Origin of the sequence: Paenibacillus barengoltzii G22, from assembly GCF_000403375.2 — a bacterium.
GTDB classification, from domain to species: domain Bacteria; phylum Bacillota; class Bacilli; order Paenibacillales; family Paenibacillaceae; genus Fontibacillus; species Fontibacillus barengoltzii.
Window position 1 is genome coordinate 272931 of record NZ_KE159655.1, and the last position, 25153, is coordinate 298083.

Annotated in this window: 25 protein-coding genes; 4 read left to right on the forward strand and 21 right to left on the reverse strand. The window is 51.5% G+C overall.

Translation table 11 applies throughout. From position 1 onward, the window contains the following. Positions 1-24: 24 nt before the first annotated feature. Positions 25-210: a hypothetical protein gene (locus C812_RS19015; protein ID WP_009223642.1), complete on the reverse strand. Its 186-nt coding sequence runs from the start codon at positions 208-210 to the stop codon at positions 25-27. A gap of 209 nt (positions 211-419) precedes the next feature. Here C812_RS19015 and C812_RS19020 point away from each other — a divergent pair, with 209 nt between their 5' ends. Beyond that, entirely contained in the window at positions 420-929 is a 510-nt protein-coding gene (locus C812_RS19020; protein WP_009223641.1) for a hypothetical protein, read from the forward strand. Positions 930-963: 34 nt separating this feature from the next. On the opposite strand, the gene C812_RS23110 is transcribed toward C812_RS19020, so the two are convergent. The 7 genes from C812_RS23110 to menA all read right to left on the reverse strand — a co-directional run bounded on the left by C812_RS23110 (position 964) and on the right by menA (position 6027). Then, positions 964-1173 (reverse strand): helix-turn-helix domain-containing protein, encoded by a 210-nt coding sequence (locus C812_RS23110; protein WP_157274754.1) that lies wholly within the window; start codon positions 1171-1173, stop codon positions 964-966. A 121-nt stretch (positions 1174-1294) separates the two neighbouring features. Then, positions 1295-1579, reverse strand: coding sequence for a helix-turn-helix domain-containing protein (locus C812_RS19025; RefSeq protein WP_051135024.1), 285 nt, complete (start codon positions 1577-1579; stop codon positions 1295-1297). A gap of 221 nt (positions 1580-1800) precedes the next feature. Then, complete coding sequence (locus tag C812_RS19030) at positions 1801-2475, reverse strand: hypothetical protein (protein ID WP_016314271.1); 675 nt, start codon at positions 2473-2475, stop codon at positions 1801-1803. A gap of 34 nt (positions 2476-2509) precedes the next feature. Further along, positions 2510-3001 (reverse strand): DUF7689 domain-containing protein, encoded by a 492-nt coding sequence (locus C812_RS22420; RefSeq protein ID WP_016314272.1) that lies wholly within the window; start codon positions 2999-3001, stop codon positions 2510-2512. A gap of 466 nt (positions 3002-3467) precedes the next feature. After that, positions 3468-3752 carry a helix-turn-helix domain-containing protein gene (locus C812_RS19035; RefSeq protein WP_051135024.1) on the reverse strand — a complete coding sequence of 95 codons (285 nt, stop codon included), beginning with the start codon at positions 3750-3752 and terminating at the stop codon, positions 3468-3470. 144 nt (positions 3753-3896) lie between these two features. Further along, a complete protein-coding gene (locus tag C812_RS19040) occupies positions 3897-4997 on the reverse strand; it encodes a Gfo/Idh/MocA family protein (protein ID WP_016314273.1) in 1101 nt (366 codons plus the stop codon). Positions 4998-5079: 82 nt separating this feature from the next. Next, positions 5080-6027, reverse strand: coding sequence for a 1,4-dihydroxy-2-naphthoate polyprenyltransferase (menA, locus tag C812_RS19045; RefSeq protein ID WP_016314274.1), 948 nt, complete (start codon positions 6025-6027; stop codon positions 5080-5082). Positions 6028-6229: 202 nt separating this feature from the next. Here menA and C812_RS19050 point away from each other — a divergent pair, with 202 nt between their 5' ends. Then, positions 6230-6523 (forward strand): hypothetical protein, encoded by a 294-nt coding sequence (locus C812_RS19050; protein WP_036626122.1) that lies wholly within the window; start codon positions 6230-6232, stop codon positions 6521-6523. A 1-nt stretch (position 6524) separates the two neighbouring features. Here C812_RS19050 and C812_RS21655 read toward each other — a convergent pair whose 3' ends face one another. The 13 genes from C812_RS21655 to C812_RS19115 form a co-directional block, all read right to left on the reverse strand. Next, positions 6525-7910 carry a sensor domain-containing diguanylate cyclase gene (locus C812_RS21655; RefSeq protein ID WP_016314276.1) on the reverse strand — a complete coding sequence of 462 codons (1386 nt, stop codon included), beginning with the start codon at positions 7908-7910 and terminating at the stop codon, positions 6525-6527. A gap of 180 nt (positions 7911-8090) precedes the next feature. Continuing rightward, positions 8091-8654, reverse strand: a complete 564-nt coding sequence (locus tag C812_RS19060; RefSeq protein ID WP_016314277.1) for a hypothetical protein — start codon at positions 8652-8654, stop codon at positions 8091-8093. A 148-nt stretch (positions 8655-8802) separates the two neighbouring features. Beyond that, positions 8803-10092 carry an NCS2 family permease gene (locus tag C812_RS19065; protein WP_084770908.1) on the reverse strand — a complete coding sequence of 430 codons (1290 nt, stop codon included), beginning with the start codon at positions 10090-10092 and terminating at the stop codon, positions 8803-8805. 222 nt (positions 10093-10314) lie between these two features. Beyond that, on the reverse strand, positions 10315-11811 hold the full coding sequence (locus C812_RS19070) for an MDR family MFS transporter (protein WP_425270103.1): 1497 nt from the start codon (positions 11809-11811) through the stop codon (positions 10315-10317). A 215-nt stretch (positions 11812-12026) separates the two neighbouring features. Beyond that, positions 12027-12596: a TetR/AcrR family transcriptional regulator gene (locus C812_RS19075; RefSeq protein WP_016314280.1), complete on the reverse strand. Its 570-nt coding sequence runs from the start codon at positions 12594-12596 to the stop codon at positions 12027-12029. Positions 12597-12701: 105 nt separating this feature from the next. Next, on the reverse strand, positions 12702-13559 hold the full coding sequence (locus C812_RS19080; RefSeq protein WP_016314281.1) for a GNAT family N-acetyltransferase: 858 nt from the start codon (positions 13557-13559) through the stop codon (positions 12702-12704). 29 nt (positions 13560-13588) lie between these two features. After that, the gene (locus tag C812_RS19085; RefSeq protein WP_016314282.1) at positions 13589-14569 is read right to left on the reverse strand and encodes an aldo/keto reductase; all 981 of its coding nucleotides are present in this window, start codon (positions 14567-14569) and stop codon (positions 13589-13591) included. Between the two features lie 215 nt (positions 14570-14784). Further along, positions 14785-15183: an ArsR/SmtB family transcription factor gene (locus C812_RS19090; RefSeq protein WP_016314283.1), complete on the reverse strand. Its 399-nt coding sequence runs from the start codon at positions 15181-15183 to the stop codon at positions 14785-14787. A 3-nt stretch (positions 15184-15186) separates the two neighbouring features. After that, entirely contained in the window at positions 15187-15612 is a 426-nt protein-coding gene (locus tag C812_RS19095; RefSeq protein ID WP_016314284.1) for an SRPBCC family protein, read from the reverse strand. A gap of 386 nt (positions 15613-15998) precedes the next feature. Further along, positions 15999-18101 (reverse strand): glycoside hydrolase family 36 protein, encoded by a 2103-nt coding sequence (locus C812_RS19100; protein ID WP_016314285.1) that lies wholly within the window; start codon positions 18099-18101, stop codon positions 15999-16001. 107 nt (positions 18102-18208) lie between these two features. Then, positions 18209-19531: an ABC transporter substrate-binding protein gene (locus tag C812_RS19105; RefSeq protein ID WP_016314286.1), complete on the reverse strand. Its 1323-nt coding sequence runs from the start codon at positions 19529-19531 to the stop codon at positions 18209-18211. Between the two features lie 124 nt (positions 19532-19655). Further along, a complete protein-coding gene (locus C812_RS19110) occupies positions 19656-21308 on the reverse strand; it encodes a response regulator transcription factor (RefSeq protein ID WP_016314287.1) in 1653 nt (550 codons plus the stop codon). After that, the gene (locus tag C812_RS19115) at positions 21301-23130 is read right to left on the reverse strand and encodes a sensor histidine kinase (protein ID WP_016314288.1); all 1830 of its coding nucleotides are present in this window, start codon (positions 23128-23130) and stop codon (positions 21301-21303) included. The genes C812_RS19110 and C812_RS19115 overlap by 8 nt, the downstream gene beginning before the upstream one ends. Before the next feature lie 187 nt (positions 23131-23317). Between C812_RS19115 and C812_RS19120 the strand changes: the two genes are divergently transcribed. Together C812_RS19120 and C812_RS19125 are read left to right on the forward strand one after the other, a co-directional pair. Then, positions 23318-24205 carry a carbohydrate ABC transporter permease gene (locus C812_RS19120; protein ID WP_016314289.1) on the forward strand — a complete coding sequence of 296 codons (888 nt, stop codon included), beginning with the start codon at positions 23318-23320 and terminating at the stop codon, positions 24203-24205. Next, positions 24205-25035: a carbohydrate ABC transporter permease gene (locus C812_RS19125; RefSeq protein WP_016314290.1), complete on the forward strand. Its 831-nt coding sequence runs from the start codon at positions 24205-24207 to the stop codon at positions 25033-25035. Before C812_RS19120 ends, C812_RS19125 begins: the two co-directional genes overlap by 1 nt. Positions 25036-25153 lie beyond the last annotated feature (118 nt).

Sequence of the window (25153 nt, forward strand, 5' to 3'; positions counted from 1 at the left end):
GTGCAGCGGCTTTCGGCTTTCGGCTTATCCCTCGTACTTATCATGGCCGGAAATGTATTCGTTCAGCGTCTCTCCGCCTTCAGTGCTATGGTTCTTGATCGTCGCCAAGCGTCCGTTCTGCGCTTCTCCGCCGTTACCGGTCGTTTGATTCTGCCCGTTGCTGCTGCCGTTTCCGGTGCCCGGCTTGCGATGCTGCTTGTTATTTCCCATGTTGTTCTAACCTCCTCAGTAGGATCTGATGGATGGAAAGGCCGCCCTGCCTGTTCCTTCGGTTAGCGTTTCTTCCCCGGGCTGTTTTTATTCCAAGGCAGGGGAACTGGACTAAAGTCCAGCTCTTGTCTCCCCCAGAGACTGAAGTCTTCTTTCGGCTTTTGTAGTATGCTGATCACAGATAAGTACATAAACAAAGGAGTTTGCGTATGAATTGGAATAAAAAATCATGGATTGGGCCCGTGCTCATCCTGCTAGGCCTCTATCTCTTCTTCTTCCGCAAGGAAGCGATCAGCGCGGGAACGCTGTTCGGCACCTTCTGGCCGACCTTATTTGTCCTTCCGCTCGGTCTGTTCTTCCACTGGTTGTATTTCTCGGTCGTTGGGCGCAAGGCAACCGGGCTGCTCATCCCCGGGGGAATTCTCTTCACCGTCGGGCTCGTCTGTCAACTTTCAACATTATTTGACAGCTGGCAGTACCTGTGGCCCGGCTTCATTCTGGCTCCGGCCGTGGGGTTGTTCGAGTTTTACTGGTTCGGGAACCGCAATAAATACCTGCTGATCCCGATCAACATTTTGACCGTGCTTTCGTTATTGTTCTTCGCCGTCTTCTCGCTGGGCGCGTTGTACAACCGCCTGATCTTCGGCCAACCGTTATTAGCGATTGCCTTGATCGCTATCGGTGCAGGGCTGATGATTGCGCCGAAGCGACGGTCTTAACGCCCCCCTTCATGCAAAAAAGCAGAGTGAATCTTCAGGGACTGGGGACTAACCCCGTTTGTGAGACAGGGATCAAAGCACCTCTCAAGATTAAACAGCCAGTTGTCGGAAATGAATCGGTGACTGGTTGTTTCCGTACACATTTGTGGTTTACCGGACACTTCATCCGGAGCAAAGCAGCGATTTTTCGGTATCCATAGCGATATTTATGCCGGATTCGGAGTTCGCAAATTTTCACTACCATGTGGTTCTCGAGTTTATTTTCCCCCTTGCCTTCAAGCGATAGTAAGTGGCGCGAGGGATTCCGATCCAGGCGCAAGCTTGTTGCACACTCACTTCTCCTCGAATCGACTCAATCCACTCTATTACAATCTTTGACGATGCCCCCTCTCCATCTCGTTGTACTTTTTTAGCAGCTCTAGTTGTTGTTTCAAAAACCGGTTCTCCGCCTTAACCTTCCCTAATTCCGAGGTATGTTCGGGTCCTTTGCCATAGCTGTATTGTTTACCTACTGGCTGCTCTAAACGGTTCTGCTCGCCATTGCGATACCATCTCATCCAAGTTTCCGCTTGTGTCTTATTTCGGATATTTAATTGCTCCATAATTTCCTTCACCGGTGTACCAGACATTTTCATTTCAATTGCCTTCATTTTAACTTCTAGGGGGATAACTAACTCTTGTTCCCAATGAAAAAAACACCTCCAAGGTTGTCTCCATATCTTACGACATGGGCAAATTTTCTTGAAGGTGTTTTTATTTGTCCCACACTATGGGGTCAGTCCCTGACTTTCCATCCGAGCGATTTAGTCAAATTACAGCCCCAATAAGTTCTACTTGAAAGGATCACTTACAACCTCAAGTTGGACTATTATTATTTTTTGCTTAAAACATACTCTTTAAGGTCATCAAATTTATCCTTGTTTTCTTTTGCCCATTGTACTATGTCAGTCATTTTCAAGGACTTCGTTTGACTATCCGGAACCAAAGACTGAACTGCTGGGAAAAGTTCAGTTTTACCTGCCTCAAGTTGGTCAATAATAAATGGCACAGCAGGAAGACCCAGTTTTTTTAGAGAAGTAATTTTCTCATCTTCAGTTAATTCAGAATTAGCGATTTTTTCAACTTCTTCAGGAAGTGTCTTAAGTTTTGCCTTCCATTTCTCCGAGAACTTGTCTCCAGTATCCCAAGCTGTACTTTCCTCTTCTTTGAGGTTTACTTTTGTGATTTCTTCGATAGCAACTGAAAAAATGTAATCAAAAAGACCGCTTCCTTCACTTTCATCGATTTTCTTTTCTAAAATTGGAACAGCATCTGTTCCGAGATTTACAATATTTGCATACTCTTCGCTGTTCTTGATGTAATCATAGGGATTACTACTCATGGCTAATTCAGTTTTATTAGTGACTTCCGTTTGTAACTGTTCGGCCAAGCTGTTAAGGTTTTGGTTAATTTGCTTCTCAACGGATGCATTAGCACGTACCGCGTATAAAGAAGAAGTAACAGCAAAACCGAGGGCGAACATTCCAATAAGTAACTTTTTGTTCACTTCGATCACCTCACTATATATTATATACTATTCATTACTTGTATACTTGCAACGCAGATCCGTATATGGAAGATGTGTAAGGGTCCCATCCTAAAGATTGGAGTCTCTCCAATTGGCCCCATTTTGCGTTAGAATAGTTAGTTCCTTCCGCTTTGGAAAAATGAGTGATATTGCTGGTCGACGTGCCATATGCAATAATTTTCACATTAGAAGCACTAGAACTGTATGGGTAAGGATTATACATTCGGGAAGTCATGTAGTCATTTGCTTCTTTCAATGTAGGGTTACTTGATCCCCAAGGCCAGATCCACTGACGTGTGTCTCCTAACGCATATGCTAAACAGTTATAGTTAGGAGTTGCAGCAGCCAGATAATAATAATTGCCCGGTGTTTTAACCATGGATTCATATGTCTCTTTTGGAGCAACAAATAAATTACTATCGTAGCCTGCAAAAGCAACCACTCCCCCTGCACAGAAAAATGCAATGGACACTAGTCCACTAACAAGGTGTTTCTTAAGCTTCATAAACTACCCTTCCTCTCAGAATAAATTTTAAAATATTTACAGCTTTGTTATGAATTGTGATGACATCCCCAGTTGTCCTTACTTAGCACGTAATCTCAGTGTATTTTTGAGGGTCTTGATAGGTATTGTACTAGATCGAATGATACAAGGAGTAAAATTAAAACACCACGAACAGTAGAATATTCCCCATATCCCTACTAACCTCCTTTTCTTAGTTTATTTGAATATATTATTGGAATCACAACTATAATTTACCATATATTTCATCCGGAGCAAAGCAGCGATTTTTCGGTATCCATAGCGATATTTATGCTGGATTCAGAGTTCGCGAATTTTCACTACCATGTGGTTCTCGAGTTTATTTTCTCCCTTGCCTTCAAGCGATAGTAAGTGGCGCGAGGGATTCCGATCCAGGCGCAAGCTTGTTGCACACTCACTTCTCCTCGAATCGACTCAATCCACTCTATTACAATCTTTGACGATGCCCCCTCTCCATCTCGTTGTACTTTTTTAGCAGCTCTAGTTGTTGTTTCAAAAACCGGTTCTCCGCCTTAACCTTCCCTAATTCCGAGGTATGTTCGGGTCCTTTGCCATAGCTGTATTGTTTACCTACTGGCTGCTCTAAACGGTTCTGCTCGCCATTGCGATACCATCTCATCCAAGTTTCCGCTTGTGTCTTATTTCGGATATTTAATTGCTCCATAATTTCCTTCACCGGTGTACCAGACATTTTCATTTCAATTGCCTTCATTTTAACTTCTAGGGGGATAACTAACTCTTGTTCCCAATGAAAAAAAACACCTCCAAGGTTGTCTCCATATCTTACGACATGGGCGAATTTTCTTGAAGGTGTTTTTATTTGTCCCACACTATGGGGTCAGTCCCGTCAATGGATTCACTCTGCTTTTTGCGATTCGATGGCCCAGGGCTGGCGCTCGGTCCGCACCGTCTGCCCAGATTGGACCGCCTGCTCCATCATCAACGACAGGTATTGGTCCTGGGCGGCCTCCGCCAAGCTGTAGAAGGATGGGCCTCCGTGGACGTACTGCCCCATCTTCTCCAAGCTGGTAGCGATCGCGATCTCTTCGTCAGTCAACCGTCCCGGCCGGAACGGGTTCACGTACACCCATTCGGAGCCGGCCAGCACACCTTCGTGGTAATACCCCAAGAGGCTGCCGTTCTGGCCGGCATCCACCCGCCGCAGCTGCAGCTCCACCGGGGTGCGGAAATCGCGAAGGTAGCGAAGCTCCGTCCCGTCGATTTCCCCCCGGACGCCGCGCACCAACACGCGATGACGCCGGATCGGTGAGAAATATTGATCGTAGGTGAAATCGAACAATGCCGTCCGCTCACCGATCCTAAGCAGCGCAATCGTCTGAGACGAAGTGACGATCTGCTCCACCTCCGGCCAGCCTCCGCGGCCGGGGCCTTGAACGAGCGGGGAGGAAATCTGCTCCCCGCGGATTTCCGCCTCCCCGAATCCCGCTCCGAGCAGTTGCCGAATCAGGCTGATGCCGTGATAGCCGTGTCCCGCCGATACCTGCACGTGCGACACCTCGCCCAAGAGACCCGACCGCGCGACGGCAAGGCGGGCCGCATGCATCGGCTGGAACAGGAACTGCTCGGCCACTTGAATTTTCGCCGTAGATCCTACGGTTTCATAGAGTTGGTACAGCCCGGACAGATCGACCGCCGGCGGCGTCTCCGTCAGCACGGGTATGCCCGCTGCAGCGAGCCGAACCAGGTACTCCGGCGTAACCGTCCGAGGCAACGACAACACCACAAAGTCGAAGTCCCGCTGCTTCAGGAAGGCCTCCCAATTTGTTGTCACCGGAACGCCCCATACCCGGTTCACTTCCCGGCCTTTTGCCTCGTCCCGCATATAGATGTTGCTCACTTCAAAACGCTCCGGCAGCGCGCGGGCAATCCGCAAATAAAATTCAGCCCGCCAACCGCCGCCAACTATTCCGATCCGCAGCTTGCCTCGATTGTCCATCGTCTCTTTGCTTCCTCCTCAAGCCTGCCAACCCATGCGTCAGACCCGGATCACACGGATACATCCCCGCCGGAACCCATCGTTAGAAGGGCAACACAACGGCGATAATCAGCGCGAGGATACGCGCCATATTGGTCAGCAGGAAATTTTTCACCGATAAGCCAAACGTAAATTGCTTGGTAGGCTGCGCGGTAAACGTTCGGATATTTTTGGACACTGGCACCACGGTGAGGAGAACCAGCAGCAGTATCAATGGATGAACCCCCAGGATCGCCAGTACAATCACATCCACGTAGGCCGCATAATAGAGCAGCTTAAACAACAGCAGCGCCGGACCTTTTCCAATGTAAATCGGTAAGGTGTATCGTTTGTTGTCGATATCCTCTTCCATATCGCAAATATTGTTGGCCAGCATGATGTTGGCAATGCCAAGAATCGCCGGTATGGAGATGAGGAAGACCAGCAGCGTCTCCAGCAAATGAACTTGGAGAATCACCGTGCCGCCCTGCAGCGAAAGTGAAGCCAAGCGGTTGCCCGCATGGATGTAAGCCGACACAAATATAATAACAAATCCCATGAACAGTCCGGAAAAAATTTCGCCCAGCGGCATCCGGGAGATCGGTATCGGCCCAAAGGAATATAAAATGCCAACCGCAAACGACAACGCGCCCAACAACAGCAGCAGCCACCCGGTCTGAAGGAACAGCAGCACTCCTGCGGTCACTGCAATCGTGAACAGCAAAATAATCAGCGCCAGCACCGCGGTTGGATTCATGCCGTACTTGACGATGGCATTATGTTTTTCGTAGCCATAGCCGTGCTTGCGCTTCGCTTTTTTAAAATCCATATAGTTGTTTATCGCCGTCGTGGTCATGTCGAAGCTGAGCAAGGAAATCAGCATGAGCACAAAATGCCAAGGCTCAAACACATGGAACCGGTAGACAGCATAGACCGTGCCAAACAAAAGCGGAATCATGCTTGCGGCCTTCGTCTGGATTTCCACCAGCTTGAGAAATTTGGTGATCGCCATTCTCCATCATCCTCTTTTTTATCTAGTTAAAAAGAAGATATCTTACTTTGAAATAATGGCTGTTGAATATGTCCTTGACAAATGGGTTAGAGCGAAATTTCACAAACCGATGTTTTCAATTCGTTTGCCATGCCCTGAAGGCTTAAGCTAAAATGCAAGTAAGTTGTACCAATACTGTAGAAGAGGGGTTCGCGTATTGTTCATGTTCTCCACAGAAGACCTGATTGGATCTTTGATTTTTCTACTTATCCTCGCTGTGATCGCCATGTGGAATTTGCGTAAAATGAGTTCCGGGGCTTACGATCTCAAGGCGCTGCGCAAACGCGGCCTGGTGTGGACGGAAGTGGCGGTCGCCTTGTTCCTGCTGCAGCTCTTGCTGCGTAAGGGAGACAACCGCTTTCTTGTGGTCCTTGGCATGGTGGTGTTGTTTGCTGCCAGTCAGTGGCTCGGAGCGATCTATTTGGAACGGAAAGAAAACCGAGGGGAGAAGAAATAAGTCAGCTGGGCAGCGGCAAACTGGATTCAGCGGTCATCCGGATCGTGTCGCCGCCCCGCTTGACATCATACATCGTTGCATCGGCGAGCCGAAGCATGTCCTCCAAGCTTGCGTTCCCATCCGGTGACAGACTGATGCCGATGCTAGCCGAGATGCTGATCCGTCTTCCCCGATACACATAACCTTCAGCCAGGCTGGATCGAATGCGGTCCAGCACTTTTATTACCCCGTCCTCCTGCAGGCCTACCAGCAAAATCACAAATTCATCCCCGCCCAAACGACATACCATATCCTCCGCCCGGACCAGGGTGACCAGCCGGCCTGCGATATGCTTCAACAGTTCATCCCCGGCTTCATGGCCGTAGGTGTCGTTCACTTCCTTGAAATTGTCCAGATCCAGGAACATCAGGGCGACGGGCTCTCCTTGCCCTTGCGTTTCTGCGTACTTGGCATAAAATTTCGCCCGATTGGCTAGTCCCGTCAGCTCGTCATGATAGGCCAGGAATTGAATCTTTTCCTCTAGCTGCTTCCGTTCCGTGATATCAATAACGACTCCTTCCAGCCTTACGAGATGTCCATGGTTGTTGAAATACGGCCGCGCCCGATTCTGGAGCCATCTGATTTCGCCGTCGGGCCGAACGATGCGGCATTCCTTCACGGAGTTCGTTTTTCGGAGGATGAGTTCATGCTGGATCTCGAGGAATAGCTTTATGTCCGCAGGGTAGACGATCTCCTGCACTTGCCTCCCCTTCAGGCTCTCTTCCGAATATCCGGTAATTTGCTCGAACCCGGCGCAAACCTCCAATTCCATTTTGCTGAGGTCATAAGCCCAGACCCCAACGGATGCGCTTTCAAGGATATCATTCAAAGGCAGTTTATCACTTTCAGTGCGAGGTGACAGCATCTTCGTCGTCAGTACATAGATCAAGCAAAACGATAAGATAAACAGGCCGTATACTACAAAAAATGCAGCATCGCCGCGTTCCAGCTTACCGCTCAACAGCGCCCCCCGGTATGCCAGCGCCAAATACAGCATCGACAGAAGATGAAGTGCACCTGCCACAGCGACCGCAAGATAATGATGATACATCAAGCTGAGGAGCGGCAGCAGCCCCAGGAATATATAACTGGTCACGGACAAATCCGTGAATACCATAACATTGAGGTAAATGAACAGCATTACCAGCGTTAAGATCATCGTAAGCCGCGGCCAGCGGCGTCTTACCACAAATCCGGCCAGCACCAGGAGCAGGGAAGCGCCCAAGATCGATTGTGCCACTTCAAAATGCCGATGGACCAGCATTTGCAGCACACTGGCAACGATAAACAAGCCGACAAGCAATTTCAGCATCCAAATGTTTTTGATATGAATTTGGTGGGCGTTCATCCGTTCTCCCCCCTTAAAGTGAGGCTCATGATAAAATGAATGTACTGGGTACAAAGAACTACGTCTAAGGAAATATTATACTACAACTGCAAAATTGTGCTACACGATTTTATCAGCAACGCCAAATAAAAAAAGCCGGAGCGAAATACTCCGACTTGGATCTTATTTGCATGCAGGATTTCACGGCACATATTGCTGCACAATCCGGACGACCTTGCCTTCTTTCAGCGTGAGGTGATATGGGAATTGGCTGAGATCCAGCAGATCCGTCTGTTGGAACAACTCCTTAAATTTCTTAAAGGTTACGGTTTCATCTGCCTTGATTTCGATATCCTCCGGCTTACCGGTACGGTCATAAATTTGCAGTATAACTTCAGCTTCTGGGGAAACCGGATAATTCACCGATTCCACCGCGTCATTGACGATATAATAGCCGTCCGGTGGTCCGTCAAAGCCAGCCTCCGGTTCGCGTTCTGCGAAGATCGCCGCCGCCTCATCCCCCTGATACCACAAGATCGGGTCCACCGTGAGAACTCCTCCGTCAGAATCAAGGCTCACGGCGTTCAAGTATACCGTAACCGTCTCGGGTAACTGCAGCTCCGCCATCCCAACAGTCGACGACTTGGCTCCTGTTCCCGTTCCCGCTCCGGCAAGAAACCCGAAGGACGACGGCGCATGGGCATCCAGCCCAGGTAACATCACAATGAGCGCCAGGGGAAACAGCGCTGTAAACCAATTTTTCATGTCAGGTCCGCCTTTCTCATGTCTGCACATCCAGCGATTTACCGCCTCAGGATTTCCATTGTATGGCTTACAGGTTCATTATATGACGGCCTGCCGAAAAAAGGGTCTCACCCCGGTTAAAACAAGTAACAAAATCTTCTTCAATTTCCTAGTGCGCCGGAAAAAAAGCCAGTTGAATCACGAAGATCACGCCAAACACATAAAGCAGCGGGTGAACCTCCCGCCCTTTGCCGCTGACCAGCTTCATCACCGGATACGTGATGAACCCAACGGCGATCCCGGTGGCGATGCTGGCGGTGAGCGGCATCATCAACAGGATCGCAAAGGCCGGAAACGCCTCATCGAACGATTTCCACTGAATCCGGGCCAATCCTTCCATCATAAAGCAGCCCACAATAATCAAGGCAGGTGCGGTGATGGCCGGAAGACCGGAGATCGCCCCCACCAGCGGCGAGATGAACATCGACAGCAGGAACAGTACAGCGACGACGAGCGATGTCAGGCCGGTGCGACCGCCTGCCGCCACGCCGGTGGTCGACTCGATGTAGGCGGTGGTGGGACTCGTACCAAACATCGAACCGATGGTGGTCGCCGTCGCATCTGCGAGCAATGCGGCCTTGGCCCGAGGAAGCTCGCCGTTCTTCATAGCGCCGGTTTGTTCCGTAACGCCAATCAGCGTGCCGGTCGTATCGAACAGCGTAACGAGCAGAAATGCGAATACGGTCGTGTACAGCCCTTGGCTAAAGACGCCGGACAAATCCAGGTCGAAGAAGACCGGCGCAGGCGGCACAGACACGAAGCCGTCCAATTTCAGTTGACCGGTAAAATAGCCAACCACCGCGGTCAGTGCCATGCCGATAAACAGCGCGCCGGGAACGCGGCGGGCCATCAGCACCAGTGTGACAAAGACGCCAAACAACGTCAGCAACGTCACCGAGCGGTGTAAATCGCCAAATGTCACGAGGTTGTCGGGATTCGCCACGACGATGCCAGACATTTTGAGCCCCAAGAAGGCGATGAATAACCCGATCCCCGCAGTAATGCCGAACTTCAGCGAATCAGGAATCGCGCGGATCAGCGCTTCCCGCAGCCGGGTTAAGCTTAGCAGCAGAAACAGCACCCCGGCAAAAAACACCGTGCCCAGCACGGTCTGATATGATAATCCGGTGCTGGCAACCACGCTCGTGAAGTAGGCGTTCAACCCCATGCCGGGAGCGATGGCGATCGGATGCCCGGCGAACAGCGCCATAAACAGCGTGCCGACAACCGCCGCAATCACGGTAGCCATAAACACCTGATCAAACGGAACTCCCGCCGCGCTTAGCACAGCGGGGTTGACGACCAGGATGTAGGCCATCGCTAGAAAGGTAGTTAGCCCGGCGAACAGCTCGGTGCGAATGGTCGTTCCATGTTCTTTTAATTTAAAAAACCGCTCCATAATCAATGGATGCCCCTTCCTTCTGAATATTCATGTTGTCAGTATAGCCAATCATTCCCTATGCCATCATCCCTGTTCCTTGCCGGATGTTCAATCGAAATCTTCAAGTTTTCCAGAATATTCACATCTAGTCAACGTGAAAAAAACCGGTCCGATGGAAACTTCCCACCGAACCGGTCTGTGTCCGTCTCAAGCATAGACGGCCTTTGATTTCCTTTACGATTAACGCGATTCCGGGTTAACCTCCGGCTTAAACTCCGGATGGCTGCCTGCAGCAACCTGCGTTTCCTCCGGCGCATAAGTGCGGCGCAGGAACAAGCCGATCACCAACGCCACCACGCCAACGTACATCGAAATGGTAAACGCTTGGTGCATACCGGACACCAGTGCGTTCCCCAGCTCGGCTGGATCCTGCGGATTGGCCGAAGCTTTCAAGTAACGTTCTTGGCCATGCGAGAAGATGCTGATGAACAGCGCGGTGCCGATCGCGCCCGACACCTGCTGCAGTGTGTTCATGATCGCGGTGCCATGCGGATACAAGTTACGAGGCAGCTGGTTCAGCCCCGTCGTTTGCCCTGGCATCATCACCAAGGAAATTCCGATCAGCAGCGTAATATGCAACGCGATGACCTCTCCGGTCGAGCTGTCCGTCGACAAGCCGCGCATGAACCACAAGGTGGCGATCACGATGATAAGCCCCGGCGCGATCAACGCGCGCGGACCAAATTTATCGAACAACCGTCCCGCCACCGGTGACATCAGACCGTTGATTACCCCGCCGGGAAGCAAGACGAGACCAGCGGCGAACGGTGCCAGCAGCAGCGCGCCTTGCAGATACATCGGCAAGATAATCAGCGTCGAGAACAAGGTCATCATCATGACCATGAGCAACGCGGCCGACAAGGCGAACATCGGGTACTTGAAGACGCGGACGTCCAGAGTTGGCTCAGCGACTCGCAGCTGCCGCCAAACGAACAAGACTAAAGCGATAAATCCGGCAACCAGGCAGGTATAGACAACAGGACTTGACCACCCTTCACCTTCGCCCGCGTGGCTAAACCCGTATACGATACCGCCAAAACCAATCGTTGACAGCAGAATGGACAGCAGATCCACCCGCGGTCTCGTTAATACCGACACGTTCCGCAAATACAGCGCTCCGTAGACAATGGACAATACCGCGAGCGGAATCACCAGATAGAACAGCCAGCGCCAATCCAGCACATCCAGGATTAAGCCGGACAGCGTAGGACCAATAGCCGGACCAAACATAATGACCAGACCGATCGTGCCCATGGCCGCCCCTCTTTTTTCCGGAGGATAGATCGTTAGAATGGTGTTCATCATGACCGGAAGCAGCAACCCTGTTCCAATCGCTTGAATGATCCGACCCAGCAGCAGCACGCCAAACGAAGGAGCAATCCCGCAGACGACCGTTCCGACCAAGAACAGAATCATCGCCGACAGAAACATCTGCCGCGTCGTAAACCATTGAATCAACAGCGCCGTAATCGGCACCAGAATCCCAATCACTAACATATAAGAAGTAGAAAGCCATTGTATCGTCGAAGGCCCCACGCGCAGTTCTTGCATCAAATCCGTGTAGGCCACATTCAGCAACGTTTCATTTAATATGGACACAAAGGCCCCGATGACCAGGGCGATCGTAATCGGCAGACGCCTGATCCCTTCCACAGCGGCGCCTTGAGCCGATGACATCGATGATGTATTCATTTGTAGGGTTACCTCCATCTTCTCCTATTTTGGGACTTTACGTCTCTCTCTAGGTTAATCTATATGAACAAGGCATAGGTGCCTTGGGGCTCACGACGGGGATACGGGGAAGTTGAATAGACCATTCTATATATCAAAATTGAAATAAAGGGGCGCGAATCTCACTTCCTTCTGCCGCAAGGGCTCCTGAGCAACGGGGCTCAGGAAGGAAAGAGCCGCGGAACCAAACGAGCTGCCGTGTGCAGCGGCTGGCTGCTCTTCTGCGTTAAGCACATGATGATCGAACCTTCGACGATCCCATTGATCAACACGGCTAAATCCGCCGATTCTTCCGCACTGTAGCCGGAGGCGATAAATTTCTTCTCCAGTTCAGCGATCCAAGCGTTATACACGTCGCAGCAGGCTTTACGAATATTCTCGTTGCTGCGGGCGGTCTCATGGGCAACGATGCCAATTGGCACCCCAAGCGTTGCATCCTCGCGATCATAGTTGTCGGCAATCAGAAGCAACAACGCTTGCACAGCCCCAACTGCATCTTCGGTGGAGTCCAGTACAGCGCGCAAGCTCGCCAAAGTGACGTTCTTGGTATACACAACAGCTTCACACGCGAGTTGCTCTTTCCCCTCAGGGAAATGGTAATACAACGATCCCTTGGGCGCACCGCTCATTTGGGTGATCTGGTTCAGCCCTGTGGCGTTGTAGCCTTGGCACTGCAGCAGCTTGGCCGTTGTTTCGATCAGCAACTGACGGGTCGGATTCTGATTGGGCATGCATACCGGTACCTTTCCGCGTAAGATTAGACCGATTGGTCTACATGATGATAAACGATGTCCAAGGACTATGTCAACACTTTTTAGGCCCGGTATGCCCCCATTTTATAGGCGAAGGTACATCTCATGAAGGCTGATTTTATCGCGAACAAACCCATGCCGATCCAAAAATCCTTCCAGCAGTGCATTATCCGGCAAGGAAGCGGTGAACTTCACGAAGCCTAACTCCTCGCGGGCAGCGACCAACATCCGGGTGGCCAAGCCTTGACCCCGGTGCTGATGGCTGACAATCAGCATATTGATCTTACCGGTTGGACTGATCGAGAGCCCTCCGGCCCATTCACCGTCCACCCGGACGCCGTAATAGACGTTAGACGGAGTTCGTTGCTGATACTCCAAGTCGTTTTGCCAGTTGATATGGAAATATCTCCAAGGCCCCACCAGATTGGCGAAGGTCTCGAACTCGATTCGCTCCACCGGCGCTCCCGCGGAAGCCCCCTGCGGGGCCTCCAGTCGGGATGCATCGGGAAGGGTGAAGTACGAGACGTCGTATACACGGCGGTATCCTCTTATTAAATAGAAAGCGATCGCCCGGTCGTTCCCGGCAATGACCTCCAGGAACAACTGCTTGCAACCGGCATGCAGCGCCTCCTCCCGGTGCAGATCCATCAGGCCGGCACTTACGCCTTTGCCGCGATATTCCGGGCTGACGGCCAGTGCGCCGCAGCGCATTGTCCGGACGGACTCATAGACCTTGCTGCCGCCTAAGACAACCCCCACGGGTTCATCGCCGTCGAGAGCCACGAAAGAGTGCTCACGCGCATTGCCTTCCGGACCAAAGAATCGATCCGCAAATTCCGTTTCGGTCAAATTAAATTGGATGATATAATCGGCAAAACCGCGTTGAAACGCCTGATATATCGTGCTCATGTCCAGGTCCGTGCCTCGCTCATATCGAATCATCGTCTCGTTCTCCTCCCTCGTATGGCTTTTTACCAGGCGTACGCTTTTGGCGCTTCACCGCCCGGACCCGGGAAAATCTCGTCGATGGCCTTGAGCGTATCCTCACTCAGTTCGACTTCGACAACCCGCAGCGTTTCCTCAAATTGCTCCAGCGTCCGCGGCCCGATAATCGGCGCCGTCACCGCCGGATGCGCCAGCGTCCAGGCGAGGGCTACCGTGGCTTCGGATTCGCCCAGCTCTTTGCACAGGTTGCTAAACCGCTCAAGCTGCGGGCGCAGCTTCTCGAGCCGTTCGGTCTGCTTCGCCGTACGCGAGCCCGGCTGCGGATTCAGATTCCCGCCGAGAATCCCGCCGTCCAACGGACTCCACGGGATCACGCCGATCCCCAGCTCCTCGGCTGCAGGCAGAACCTCCAGCTCTGGCAGTCGGCACAGCAGGCTGTACTTATGCTGCTCAGAGACAAGGCCCAGCGCCCCGTGAGCTTTCGCCTCATATTGCGCTTTCACAAGATCCCGCCCCGCGAAGTTACTGGCACCAACGTAACCGATCTTGCCTTGTTTTTGTGCGATATCAAAAGCATTCCATAACTCATCCCAAGAAACGTTCCGGTCGACATGATGCATCTGGTACAGTTCGATATGGTCCGTGCCGAGCCGACGCAACGAATCGTCCAGATGGCGGCGGATTTTGTAGGCCGATAAGCCGGATTGGCCTTCATTGGGATCCGACGCAGGATCGCTCATCGCTCCGTACACCTTCGTCGCCAGCACAACCTTCTCTCTGCGGCCGCCGCCCTGCGCGAACCAACGGCCGATGATCTCCTCGGTCCAGCCGCGATGCGACGTTCCACCGTAGACATTCGCCGTATCGAAGAAATTAACGCCGGCATCAATGGCAGCGTCCATGATTTTAAACGCTTCCTTCTCGTCCGTCGTTGGCCCAAAATTCATCGTTCCCAGGCACAAACGGCTGACCTTCAATCCGGTTCTTCCCAAACTGACGTACTTCATGTCAACAACCTCCTTGAGCGTTTTTTTGGAAGTAATTTGCCATGATGAAATAGTCCAAACCCATTATATACCAGATGGGAGACCCGGGAAAGGCAAGCCGATCCCAGCTAAAGGGGATGGTCGGCTCCCCCTTTGAATCCTTCAAACCCGTCATCTGCCGCGTACATGGGAATAGCCCCCGTCTCCCCTATTGAGGTGCAGCCGAGGGCTTTATTTTATTGGCCCGAATTCTCACTTGTACTGCCGGATGGCGGCGCCGGGACGGGAAGGAGCCCCTCCGGTTCTGCGCCCGGTTCAGATTCAACATAGTGCTTGAGCAACGCCAACTTGTTCTCCCAGAACCGCTCGAAAAACGCCAGCCAGCGCTTCAGCTCCAACAGCGGGTCGGCCTCCAGGCGGTAGCGCGTCTCCCGGCCGACCTTGCGCTCGCGCACAAGGCCAGCCTCTGCCAAGATACGCAAGTGCTTGGATACCGCAGTTCGGCTGATCGGGAACTGGCTGCTGATATCCTTCAGCGCCAGCTCTTGCCCGCTCAGCAACTGCAGCAGTTCTCGGCGCGTCGGGTCGGAAATCGCCTGGAACACATCATGTTTTACAGAAGCGGCCTCTGCCATGACTTACTCCTGTACATATTTAGCCAACGCAGCGACGATACCGGTCCAGCCCTGATCCATACGGCCGCGAACCAGCTCGTGCGCCTCGCCGAACTCAGTCACTTGGTCGGCAGTCCAACCGCCGTGAATCAACGTAAATTCCGTTTGCTCCCCTTTTTCCTCCAACTCAAAGGTCACCGTCCAATCCTTACCCCAAGTGAACGACAACCGGTGCGGCGGCTTCAATTCCATCACCTTGCACGGGGAGTCTCCAAACGGGCCGGCATGCAGGACAAACTCATAGCCTAATACCGGCTGAAAACTATTCGGCATAAACCAAGCGGCAATCCCCTCCGACGTAGCTACAGCCTCCCATACCCGCGAGATCGGTGCATTGAGCAGCATCGTATGCCGAATATCCGGCAGCTTACCCGTATTGTTCTGTTCCATCATCTATTCTCCTTTATAATCTTGATTGATTAGCTAACATGAAACCAAATGGTTTCCTAATAAAATCGATTATATGACACCATTTGGTTTCATGTCAACCAAAAGAGATCCACCCCAATCCACGAATGCTAGCGAGGATCAATTTACCGAGAACTCATGAACAAATTTTATTATTCCGATGATAGACATGAATTGGACTAATACGGTAACTTCGACAAAACGAATCTTCCCGATCCCCTTTTGTTTGAGCTTCGCTTCAAACTGGCGGGCGAGAAAATCAAAGAACTTCGCATTTCATTCCCATGACCCGCTATCCTTGCACAAAAAAGGATCCGCATCCCCTGCCAAAAGCAGCGATGCGGATCTTCTTCGGATCTAAGCTCCCCCTATAGTTTACGGCGGATCTCAAACAATCGGGCAGATGGCGCGGAAGGCAGAGTCACTGTCAGCTGACCTGCGGCGGCATCCCAGTTCCATGCGCAATCCAAGTCCTGCGGATAGGCACAGCGGATGTCCAGCCCCTCCCCTTGCAGCGACGGAAGCGGCAAGGCTTGTGAGGAGGTTTCCCCGCGCGTACGCCATACAGCCAGATATACCGTATCGCTGCCCGGCCGGCGCAAGCCAAGGCTGATCCAGTCGTCTTGCTGCTTGGGCAGCCCCAGCGGCCAGAACGGCAATGCCTCCGGAATGTCTGCGCGAATCGTCTTGTAATAGTCCAGCGCCTGCTTCACCAGCTCCCGGCGTCGCGGGCTTAGCTCCGCCAAATGACCGCTCTGATGCACACGCAGAAGCAGCGCATTCACCATATTGAAGACGACCTCTTCATCATCGCCTTCCCGCAGCGGATACGACCAGATAGCGGATTGCTCCGGCGTCAGCGCGGACGGGGATGAAGCGGCAATCGCCGCATAGTTCACGTAATTTTCCTGATCACTGGTCGACTGGATGCTGTGGCGGCTTAACATCGCATAATCCATCCGCATCCCGCCGCTGGAACAGTTCTCGATAACGAGCTCCGGATAGCGTTCAAAAATCCGATCGAGCCAAGCCAAGTATGCTCGGTTATGCTGCAGCAATCCATCGCCGAAGCTGTCCGCCGCCGTTTCCGTCCCGATCCCGGCGTTGATGTTATAGTCCATCTTGATATAGCCGACACCATAGTCCTCCACCAATCGGCGAATGACCTCATCGGCGTGGGCCACCACCTTCGGGTTGCGATAGTCGAGCTGGTAGCGACTGCGGTCCATCACCCGTTTGCCGTGCCGCATGAAGAACCAGCTGTCGTCCGTGTCTGCCAGCTTCGGACTGTTGATGCCCATGACCTCCAGCTCCAGCCATAGTCCCGGCACCATCCCTTTGCTGCGAATATAATCCAATACGTACTTGATCCCTTCCGGGAACCGTTCCGAAGACGGCAGCCATTCCCCCACGCCGTCCCACCACTCACCCGGAGCGTACCAGCCGGCATCGATGCAGAAGTATTCGCAGCCCGCTTCAGCCGCGGCATCAATCAACGGCAGCAGCTTGGTTGTCGTAGGTGAACCCCAAAGACAATTCATATAATCGTTAAAAATAATCCGCAGTTCCCGGTTATCCGCATTCGGTCGGCGAATCCGGCGACGGTAAGCGGTCAGCTGGCCGATCGCTTCCTCGAAGCCGCCCTTCGCCGCGCCAACAGCCACCGGGACGCTGATAAACCGCTCACCCGGTTGAAGCGATTTCCACCAATGGTTATCGTGTTCAGTTGGTCCGCTGAGGAGCAAGGTCAGTTGGTCCACCTGATCGAAGATCTCCCAATGCCAAGAGCCGTTATGTTCGATTTGCCAGAACAAGACGCTCTCCGCCTCGCGGTTCTCCAGAACCGCCATCGGGATATGCTCGGCCGCCGACCAGGAGCCGGTATTGCTGCAGGAGATCCGCTTGGAGCTGCGATCCGTCAAATGAGATAAGCCGAGCTCAGGTAATCGGTATGTGCGCCACTGCAGCTCGCTTTGCCATCCGGTATGGGGGATGGACAGCCGCATTTTCTCGTCCCGATCCTGGCGGCCCTCCTTATCCAACCCGGTCAATGCAAAAGAGGAAACATACTCAATCCCCACCGCTTCCGGCCCGGCATTGTACAGTTCTGCCCAAGCTCGGACCAATTGCACCCCGTCGTAAAATTGGAGGTGTTGCACCGCCTGCAGCCCGGTCTTCGGGTCGCGCAGCGCGATTTCCAGCTTCCTCCCGAACTCGTTCCGTCCTTTGGTATGGCCGGCGTACACCATCCTCAATCCCGGGTACGATGCCCGGTGGGTCCGTCCGTGATATTCGGCCCGGTCCTCTCCAGTGAGTTGCAGCTCCATCAGGCGGAATCCCGGCTTCTGCTCCTCCCGGATCACCGCTTCACTCAATGCACTTGCTCCAAAATGCAGCAGCCGCACATCCTGCTCGTCGGTGACTTCCAATACGAGATGTAAGCCGTTCTCCCTTAGCTCGATTTGATTCATCGCCCTCGTACACTCCTTTACCTGTCCTAAGTAAAAGCAAAACCCAGCACCGATAGTTGGTGCCGGGTTCATTTCGTGGTTTCACGAACAACCGAGATTCCCGTTGATTATTCAGCCGAACCCAGTTGTACCCATGCTTGTTCGATTTCGGTCACAGCTTGATCTTTGGTTTTGCTGCCGCCGATGTAAGCTTGCATGATTTCTCCGAATTTTTGATGGAACGTATCCAGCGAGTAGTTGATCGCCAGGTCGCCCGAAGGCTCGGACTTCAGAATTTCGTTCATTTGATTTGGCATTTCCAACTCTGGAAGCGGAGCGTCCTTGATTGGAGGAATGACCTTCGCAATCGTGGAGAACCAGCTCTTACCGTAGTCGGAAGTATACAGCCAGTTGAAGAATTCGATCGTTTCGTTGACGACCGCAGAGTCTTTGTTAATGCGCAGAGCTTGGTCCGCACCTGTGATAATCATCGATTGATCGGCTTTGTCACTAACCGGATAGCCGGCAATGCCGATTTGAATGTCTGGATTAATTTTCTTAATCGCTTCTTCGTCCCATGCACCTTTACCGGTCATAATTGCCGCTTTACCGGATGCAAAGTCACTTACTTCTGCGTTGCTGTCGCGTTCCAGCGGTTTGTCGGTGCCATGCTTCACTGTCGTATCAATGAAGTTAAAGAAGTTGTCGTACAGTGCCGGATAATCCTTGATTTTTGCATCACCAGCAATAAAGCTCTTCACCAGATCTTGCGACGTTACGCCTGCGTCTTGTGCTGCAGCGTTCACGAAATGTTGGAAGATGTGTTTCCATACCCACCATTCTTTGTACGCATTCGCAAACGGCGTAATGCCTTTGGCTTCCAGCTTAGCAATCGCGTCGTCCAGTTCTGCTGTCGTTTTCGGGAAAGTCATCACGCCCGCTTCATCCAACAGCTGCTTGTTATAAATCAAGGAGAATAAGTTCCCTTTAACTGGCAAGCCAAGCACTTTACCGTCAGAGGAAGTCATATTCGCGCGTACTGCTTCCGTCATAGCCGCAGCCAGCGGTTGGTCCGTCAAATCTGCACTGTACTCGGCAAAGGTATCAATATCCCCGCCCGCAGTGGTTTGGAATACGTCAGGCGTACTTCCTGCTGCGATTCTGGATTTCAATACCGTGTTGTAGTCTGCCTGCATGATTTCCAGGTTGATTGTTACGTTAGGCTTCACTTTCTTATATTCTTCGATGTAAGCATTAAACGCGTCGGTGTATTCCGGAGAAGCCGTGAACATATTGATGGTTACGGGTTTGGAATCATCCGTCGCTGCGCCGTTACCGCTGCCTGCGTTGCTTGCCCCGTTATTCGCCGCGCTATTGTTGCCGCCGCAAGCGGATAACAGGCCCATAATCAACACCAGGCTGAACGATAAGGCCAGAATCTTCTTCTTCATTACTTTGCCCCCACCTTCATTTGGTTAATATTTACTATGCTCCCTATTTTAATGAAAGGAGACAAGTAATAAAATGTAGATATGTGATGAAAAAAGGGTAAAAAAGTGAAGTCTTGTCGTGAGTTCACTTTTTGCCCCTTTGTTCCTCCTGCTGTTGGCGATATTCGGAGGGTGACAAAGCATAGTAATTCCGGAACGCCTTGCTAAAATAGTTCTTATCTTTGAACCCGAGCATTTCCGAGATCTCTTGAATTTTGAGCGACGAATCATCAAGCAGCTCTTTGGCTTTGTCCATACGAACCCGCTGCACATACTCATGGATGCCGCAGCCATATTGTTGTTTAAACAATTTCATTAAATATTCACGGCTTAAGAAGAACCTCTCCGTAAACATAGAGATTTTGATGTCCTCAAAATAGTGATGGTCGATATATTCCTTGATGACCTCAACGCTGAACGGGCGGCCTGCGGCCATCGAGCGGCAGACTTGCTCGTGATAATATTCTGTTAAATGAAGCAGGATGGCCTCGAACTGATCAAACGAAGTGATATCCGTGCTGATTCCAATCTTATGCAGTGACCGATCTCCGCCGGAGGAAGGAAGCTTGTCCGCCGGAACGCCCAGCTCGGAAACCGTATCATTCATGAGCACGACGATTTCCCGCATCAACCGATCAGCCGCGCCGATACTGAAGGATCCAGCGGCTTTGATGCTCTTGGTAAACTCGGCCACCACCGATTTGGCATGGTTAAGATTGCCTGCCTCTAACGCCCCCCGCAAGATCGGCATTCGACTGGAGAAGGAGAACGTCTCCTTGCTCGCTGCCTTATCCACCTCTCCAATGACCGCGTTCCCTTTAAGCTTCAGCAGGTCGATGCTCTGAATGCCCGCAACCGCCTCATCATACGATTCAGCTAAGTGTAACACATCCTCGCAATATCGTCCGATTCCTCCGACAGTCAGCATTCCAAACAGATCACCTATCGTCGATACAATTTTTCGCATCAATTCCCCTGCACGAAACGCGATCTCTTGCGGGTAGCCCCCCTTCACCGTATAGATGGCGATCACTTCCCGCTCTTGCTTCGGATTGGCAAAGCTGAAGCACTGCAGATTGTTCACCACAACCTCATTAATCACATTCGCCACAGCGAAATGGAGCAGCTCCCGGTCGCGATGAAACCGGCTCTCCTGGACAGCTTCCATGTTCAAGATCCGCAGGACGAGCGCGCCATATCGATGATCCGGTTCATCCGCCCCAATTAACGAGAGGAACGCCTGGCTGCTCTGCTTCTTAAAGCTCCGTTCAATAATGGAAAAATAGATCTTCTCCTTTAATTTCGGGAGCGACATATTAAACGCAATGTTTCGTGTGATCGATTCCTTCTGACGCTCGCGTTTGGCATTTAACACATCTACCGCTTTGCGCAGCGCCTGGTTCAAATCCTGACGATTGACCGGCTTCAGCAAATAATCGACCACTTTCGCATGAATCGCCTGACGCGTATATTCAAAGTCGTCATATCCGCTGATCACAATGGTCAGCAGCTCGGGATACTTCTCCTCGACAATCCGCAGGAATTCGACCCCGTTTAACTCCGGCATTTTCATATCTACCATAACGATGTCCGGCTTGTACTGCTCGAGCATGGCAAGCCCCATTTTGCCGTCCGTCGCTTCCCGGATTTCATCCACCTCAAGCTCTTGCCAATTTCCTAGAATCCGAATCGCCTCGCGAAGCGGCTCCTCATCGTCGATAATCAATACATTATACATAACTGCTGCCCCCTCGCGGTATGATCATACACATATCCGTCCCGTGCTCATCGCTCTGGATCTTGAGCTCTGCTTCTTCCCCATAGAGAAGCTTCAAGCGGGTATACAGATTTTTGAGTCCGATGTTCTCGCCTTCCTGCTCCTCCCACTCTTGGCGGAAGGACGTCTGGATTTGCTCCATTCGTTCCGGAGAAATGCCCGGACCGTTGTCGCTGACAGAGATCACCGCATGCTTATCCCTCAGCTCGGCCCGAATCCGAATCGAGATGCCGCTCGACATTTTCTCAAGCCCATGCTTAATGGAGTTTTCAACCAAAGATTGAATAGACAGCTTGGGAATTTGCAGCTCCTTGAGGGCTTCCTCCCACTCGACCGTTACCTGCAGCCGGCTGCCAAACCGAGCCTTCTGCAACGCGAGATAACGTTCAATATGCTTCAGCTCCTCCCTAGCGTACACGATGTCTTTTCCACTAATACAATATCTTAGCGTCAACGCCAAGGCATCCACCATATCGGCTACTTCGTCGTCCCCGCTCTTGAGCGCTTTGGTCGAAATCGCCTGCAGCGCATTATACAGGAAATGCGGGTTAATCTCCGCCTCCAGCGCTTTGAGGATCGCATTCTTCTCCACCAGCTTCATCTTGTAGCGCTCGTTAATCAAATCGTTCGTCCGCCGCACCATCCGGTTGAAATGCCGGGATAAATAAGCGATCTCATCCTGACCCTTCACCGGGATTTCCGCATCAAAGGTCCCTTCGCTGAAGCGGCGCATCTGGAGAGACAAATCCTTCAGCGGACTCGTAATTTTGTTGGAAAACAGAGTCACCAGAATGAGCGAAATCAACAAGAATATTGTGCCGATGAGATATCCAATATTCCGCGTGGCTCGGGCAGCCGCATACAGGTTGCTGTACGGAATCGGTTTGACCAGCTTCCAGCCCCCGTTCGCTTCAATGTTGTAAATAATCAAATATTTGTGGCCAGACTCACTGGTCCAGGTGATCGGCTTCATGGAATCTCCCTCTTCAAGCCGGGCAAGCCAGGGTGCATCCTCAACCTTCTCCAAAAAAGCAGGATCATCCACATGAAACGGAACATTATTCGGATCTAGATACAGCAGGTGCTCTCCGTTCTCGAACGGGACATCCTTCAAAATTTGATCTTTCACCGTGGGCTTCATATAAAAAGAGACAATCGCCTTCGGCTCTCGGGTGACTAAGGACCGCAGCACGCGGTGATACCCCATAAAGTCCGGTTCTACATCCATGTCGTAGCCCGACTTCGCCCCTGGCACGATAAACGATTGATAGGCTTCGTTAAAACGGCTCTCCATCGCCTGCTTATACCACGCCTGATTGGGGATATCCTCCTGATAGCTCACCCGAACCGAGACGTTATAAGCTTCGCGCGTAATAGAGTAGTATTTGCGTTGATCGATCAAATAGAGATAAATGCTCTCCAAGTCATTCCGCGAGTAAAACAGCTCTCGCAGATAGTCCTCCAAGTACATTTTTGACGCGTAATCCGATTCTTCGTTCATAATCGCCTGCAGAATGTCCTCATAGTGAATCTGCGGCAGCGACATTTGTTCCACACCGGCGAGGTAATCTTCCAGCTTCTGATTAATCAGCTTCAGGTTGTTGGTGGTGCTGGCCATACTATGCTCTACGGATTCTTGTTCAAGCATCTCATAAGAGATAACGGTTAGTAGGCCAACTACTAGAATAATGATCGTCGTAAACAACAAAATAAGCTTATTGACCAGCCTACGCGAGATCCGGTCAGTAAGCGTTGTCATGATGCTTCGGATGCGGTTGAACATAGCTCCTCATTTCTAGTACCTCGGGCGAAAAAGCGAGTTCACCTTTTTACCCTTAACTGTTTTCTTAAATCCATTTTGACGGCATAACCGCTGTTTTATAATCATTATAGTCGAAAAAGCCCAAGTGTATAGGGGAGACGGTCACACCGCTGTTTATACCAATACGTCACGAAAAAGAGGTGCCATTATGTTCAAACTAGGGAGAAAACGGGGCGAGAAATTAGAGTTTGGCGTATTTACATTGCCAATTCTGATAGCTATCATCGCGGTCTTCTATTATCCGTTTGTCATGACAATCCGTTATTCCCTGACCAAGTGGAACGGGATATCCAAGCATCCGAAATTTATCGGACTGGACAATTTCAAACAAATTTTCATGGGTGACGCGAACTTCTCGCAGGCCGCCTGGTTTACGATTAAATACGCGATTCTTTATATCGTAATCATCAACGTGCTGGCGATTTTGCTGGCGTTGGTGCTGGATATGAAGCTGAAGACGACGAACTGGCTGAGAGCCGCTTTCTTTATTCCGTACATTCTCAGCTTGGTCATTGTCGGCTTTATCTGGAAGTTCATCTTTATGCAAGGCTTTGAGTCCCTTGGCGACAGCACCGGATGGGGCATATTTGATCTAAGCTGGCTGGGTGAACCTGGACTTGCCTTTGTTTCGATCCTGTTTGTCTCCATTTGGCAATCGATTGGTTTTTACATGGTGATTTACATTGCAGGTTTGCAATCGGTTCCAGATGACCTGAAGGAAGCAGCCACGGTGGACGGCGCTGGCCCAGTCCGCAGATTCTTTAACGTAACGTTGCCGTTGCTTGCTCCATCGATTACGATCTCCGTCTTTATGGCGTTGACCAACTCGATTAAAGTATTTGACGTCATCCTGTCCTTGACCGGCGGCGGCCCTGGCGGCACGACGTACAGTGTGGCGTACGACATTTACCGTGACACATTCCAGAACAACCTGTACGGCTATGGTACCGCGAAAGCGCTAATTCTGTTCGTCGCCGTGCTGATTATTACAGCGATTCAGCTAACGATCTTCAAACGCAGGGAGGTTGAGGCGTAATGAAAAAGAATACGGCAGGCCGCATCGTCCTGGAAATCGTGATGGTGCTGCTCTCGATCCTGTTCCTGTATCCGTTGTTCCTGACGATCATCAACTCGCTGAAGAGCTTCTCCGAGGTCATGACCGATGTCATCGCCTTGCCGAAGAAACTCGCCTTCGAAAACTACAGCTATGTATGGGAGTTCATCAACTACCCGCGGCTGTTCCTGAATAATGCGGTCGTCACCATCCTCGGCTTGGCCGGGATCATATTAATCTCGTCCATCGCTGCGTACAAGCTGGCCCGTACGAAATCCAAAGCCAGCTCGATCATTTACTTTATCTGTATCATGCCGATGCTGATTCCGTTCCAATCGATCATGTTGACGGTGCTGCAAATGGCGAAGAACCTCCATCTCTCGGACAGCACGTGGGGACTTGGCATTCTGTACTGGGGCTTCGGCGCTCCGCTCGCCCTGTTCATCTACCACGGCTTCGTGAAGGGGATTCCGAAGGAAATCGATGAAAGCGCCACGATCGACGGTGCCTCCGGCTTCCGATTGTTCTTCAGCGTGATCTTCCCGCTGCTGAAATCGGTCACGACCACGATCATCATCATCGACGTGATGTGGATTTGGAACGACTTCCTGCTCCCATTGCTGATGGTCAACGGCTCGCCGGCAACCAAAACGCTGACGCTGGCCGCATACACCTTCGTTGGGCAATACACCTCCGACTGGCAATATGCAATGACCGCTATGGTCATGGCGGTGCTGCCTTCGATCATCGTCTTTATCTTCTTGCAAAAATACATCGTCAAAGGCGTTGTCGCCGGCGCGGTGAAAGGGTAATTATAAAACAGCCCCTGATCCTATGGATCGGGGGCTGTTTGCATGTTTAGACCATAACTGAAAAAGTGTCATGACACTTCCAGGTAACGTGTGCAGCTCCGGCTAACGCTTGCCACAG

Bases quoted from the DNA above. Each gene is read 5' to 3' on its own strand.
- C812_RS19085 (WP_016314282.1), bottom strand. From the start codon at position 14,569: ATGAAGTACGTCAGTTTGGGAAGAACCGGATTGAAGGTCAGCCGTTTG.
- C812_RS19095 (WP_016314284.1), bottom strand. From the start codon at position 15,612: ATGGAACAGAACAATACGGGTAAGCTGCCGGATATTCGGCATACGATG.
- C812_RS21655 (WP_016314276.1), bottom strand. From the start codon at position 7,910: ATGAACGCCCACCAAATTCATATCAAAAACATTTGGATGCTGAAATTG.
- C812_RS19090 (WP_016314283.1), bottom strand. From the start codon at position 15,183: ATGGCAGAGGCCGCTTCTGTAAAACATGATGTGTTCCAGGCGATTTCC.
- C812_RS19100 (WP_016314285.1), bottom strand. From the start codon at position 18,101: ATGAATCAAATCGAGCTAAGGGAGAACGGCTTACATCTCGTATTGGAA.
- C812_RS19080 (WP_016314281.1), bottom strand. From the start codon at position 13,559: ATGATTCGATATGAGCGAGGCACGGACCTGGACATGAGCACGATATAT.
- menA (WP_016314274.1), bottom strand. From the start codon at position 6,027: ATGGCGATCACCAAATTTCTCAAGCTGGTGGAAATCCAGACGAAGGCC.
- C812_RS19120 (WP_016314289.1), top strand. From the start codon at position 23,318: ATGTTCAAACTAGGGAGAAAACGGGGCGAGAAATTAGAGTTTGGCGTA.
- C812_RS19115 (WP_016314288.1), bottom strand. From the start codon at position 23,130: ATGTTCAACCGCATCCGAAGCATCATGACAACGCTTACTGACCGGATC.
- C812_RS19105 (WP_016314286.1), bottom strand. From the start codon at position 19,531: ATGAAGAAGAAGATTCTGGCCTTATCGTTCAGCCTGGTGTTGATTATG.
- C812_RS19065 (WP_084770908.1), bottom strand. From the start codon at position 10,092: ATGGAGCGGTTTTTTAAATTAAAAGAACATGGAACGACCATTCGCACC.
- C812_RS19040 (WP_016314273.1), bottom strand. From the start codon at position 4,997: ATGGACAATCGAGGCAAGCTGCGGATCGGAATAGTTGGCGGCGGTTGG.
- C812_RS19025 (WP_051135024.1), bottom strand. From the start codon at position 1,579: ATGAAGGCAATTGAAATGAAAATGTCTGGTACACCGGTGAAGGAAATT.
- C812_RS19020 (WP_009223641.1), top strand. From the start codon at position 420: ATGAATTGGAATAAAAAATCATGGATTGGGCCCGTGCTCATCCTGCTA.
- C812_RS19075 (WP_016314280.1), bottom strand. From the start codon at position 12,596: ATGCCCAATCAGAATCCGACCCGTCAGTTGCTGATCGAAACAACGGCC.
- C812_RS19060 (WP_016314277.1), bottom strand. From the start codon at position 8,654: ATGAAAAATTGGTTTACAGCGCTGTTTCCCCTGGCGCTCATTGTGATG.
- C812_RS19050 (WP_036626122.1), top strand. From the start codon at position 6,230: ATGTTCTCCACAGAAGACCTGATTGGATCTTTGATTTTTCTACTTATC.
- C812_RS22420 (WP_016314272.1), bottom strand. From the start codon at position 3,001: ATGAAGCTTAAGAAACACCTTGTTAGTGGACTAGTGTCCATTGCATTT.
- C812_RS19070 (WP_425270103.1), bottom strand. From the start codon at position 11,811: ATGTCATCGGCTCAAGGCGCCGCTGTGGAAGGGATCAGGCGTCTGCCG.
- C812_RS19035 (WP_051135024.1), bottom strand. From the start codon at position 3,752: ATGAAGGCAATTGAAATGAAAATGTCTGGTACACCGGTGAAGGAAATT.
- C812_RS23110 (WP_157274754.1), bottom strand. From the start codon at position 1,173: ATGGTAGTGAAAATTTGCGAACTCCGAATCCGGCATAAATATCGCTAT.
- C812_RS19125 (WP_016314290.1), top strand. From the start codon at position 24,205: ATGAAAAAGAATACGGCAGGCCGCATCGTCCTGGAAATCGTGATGGTG.
- C812_RS19110 (WP_016314287.1), bottom strand. From the start codon at position 21,308: ATGTATAATGTATTGATTATCGACGATGAGGAGCCGCTTCGCGAGGCG.
- C812_RS19015 (WP_009223642.1), bottom strand. From the start codon at position 210: ATGGGAAATAACAAGCAGCATCGCAAGCCGGGCACCGGAAACGGCAGC.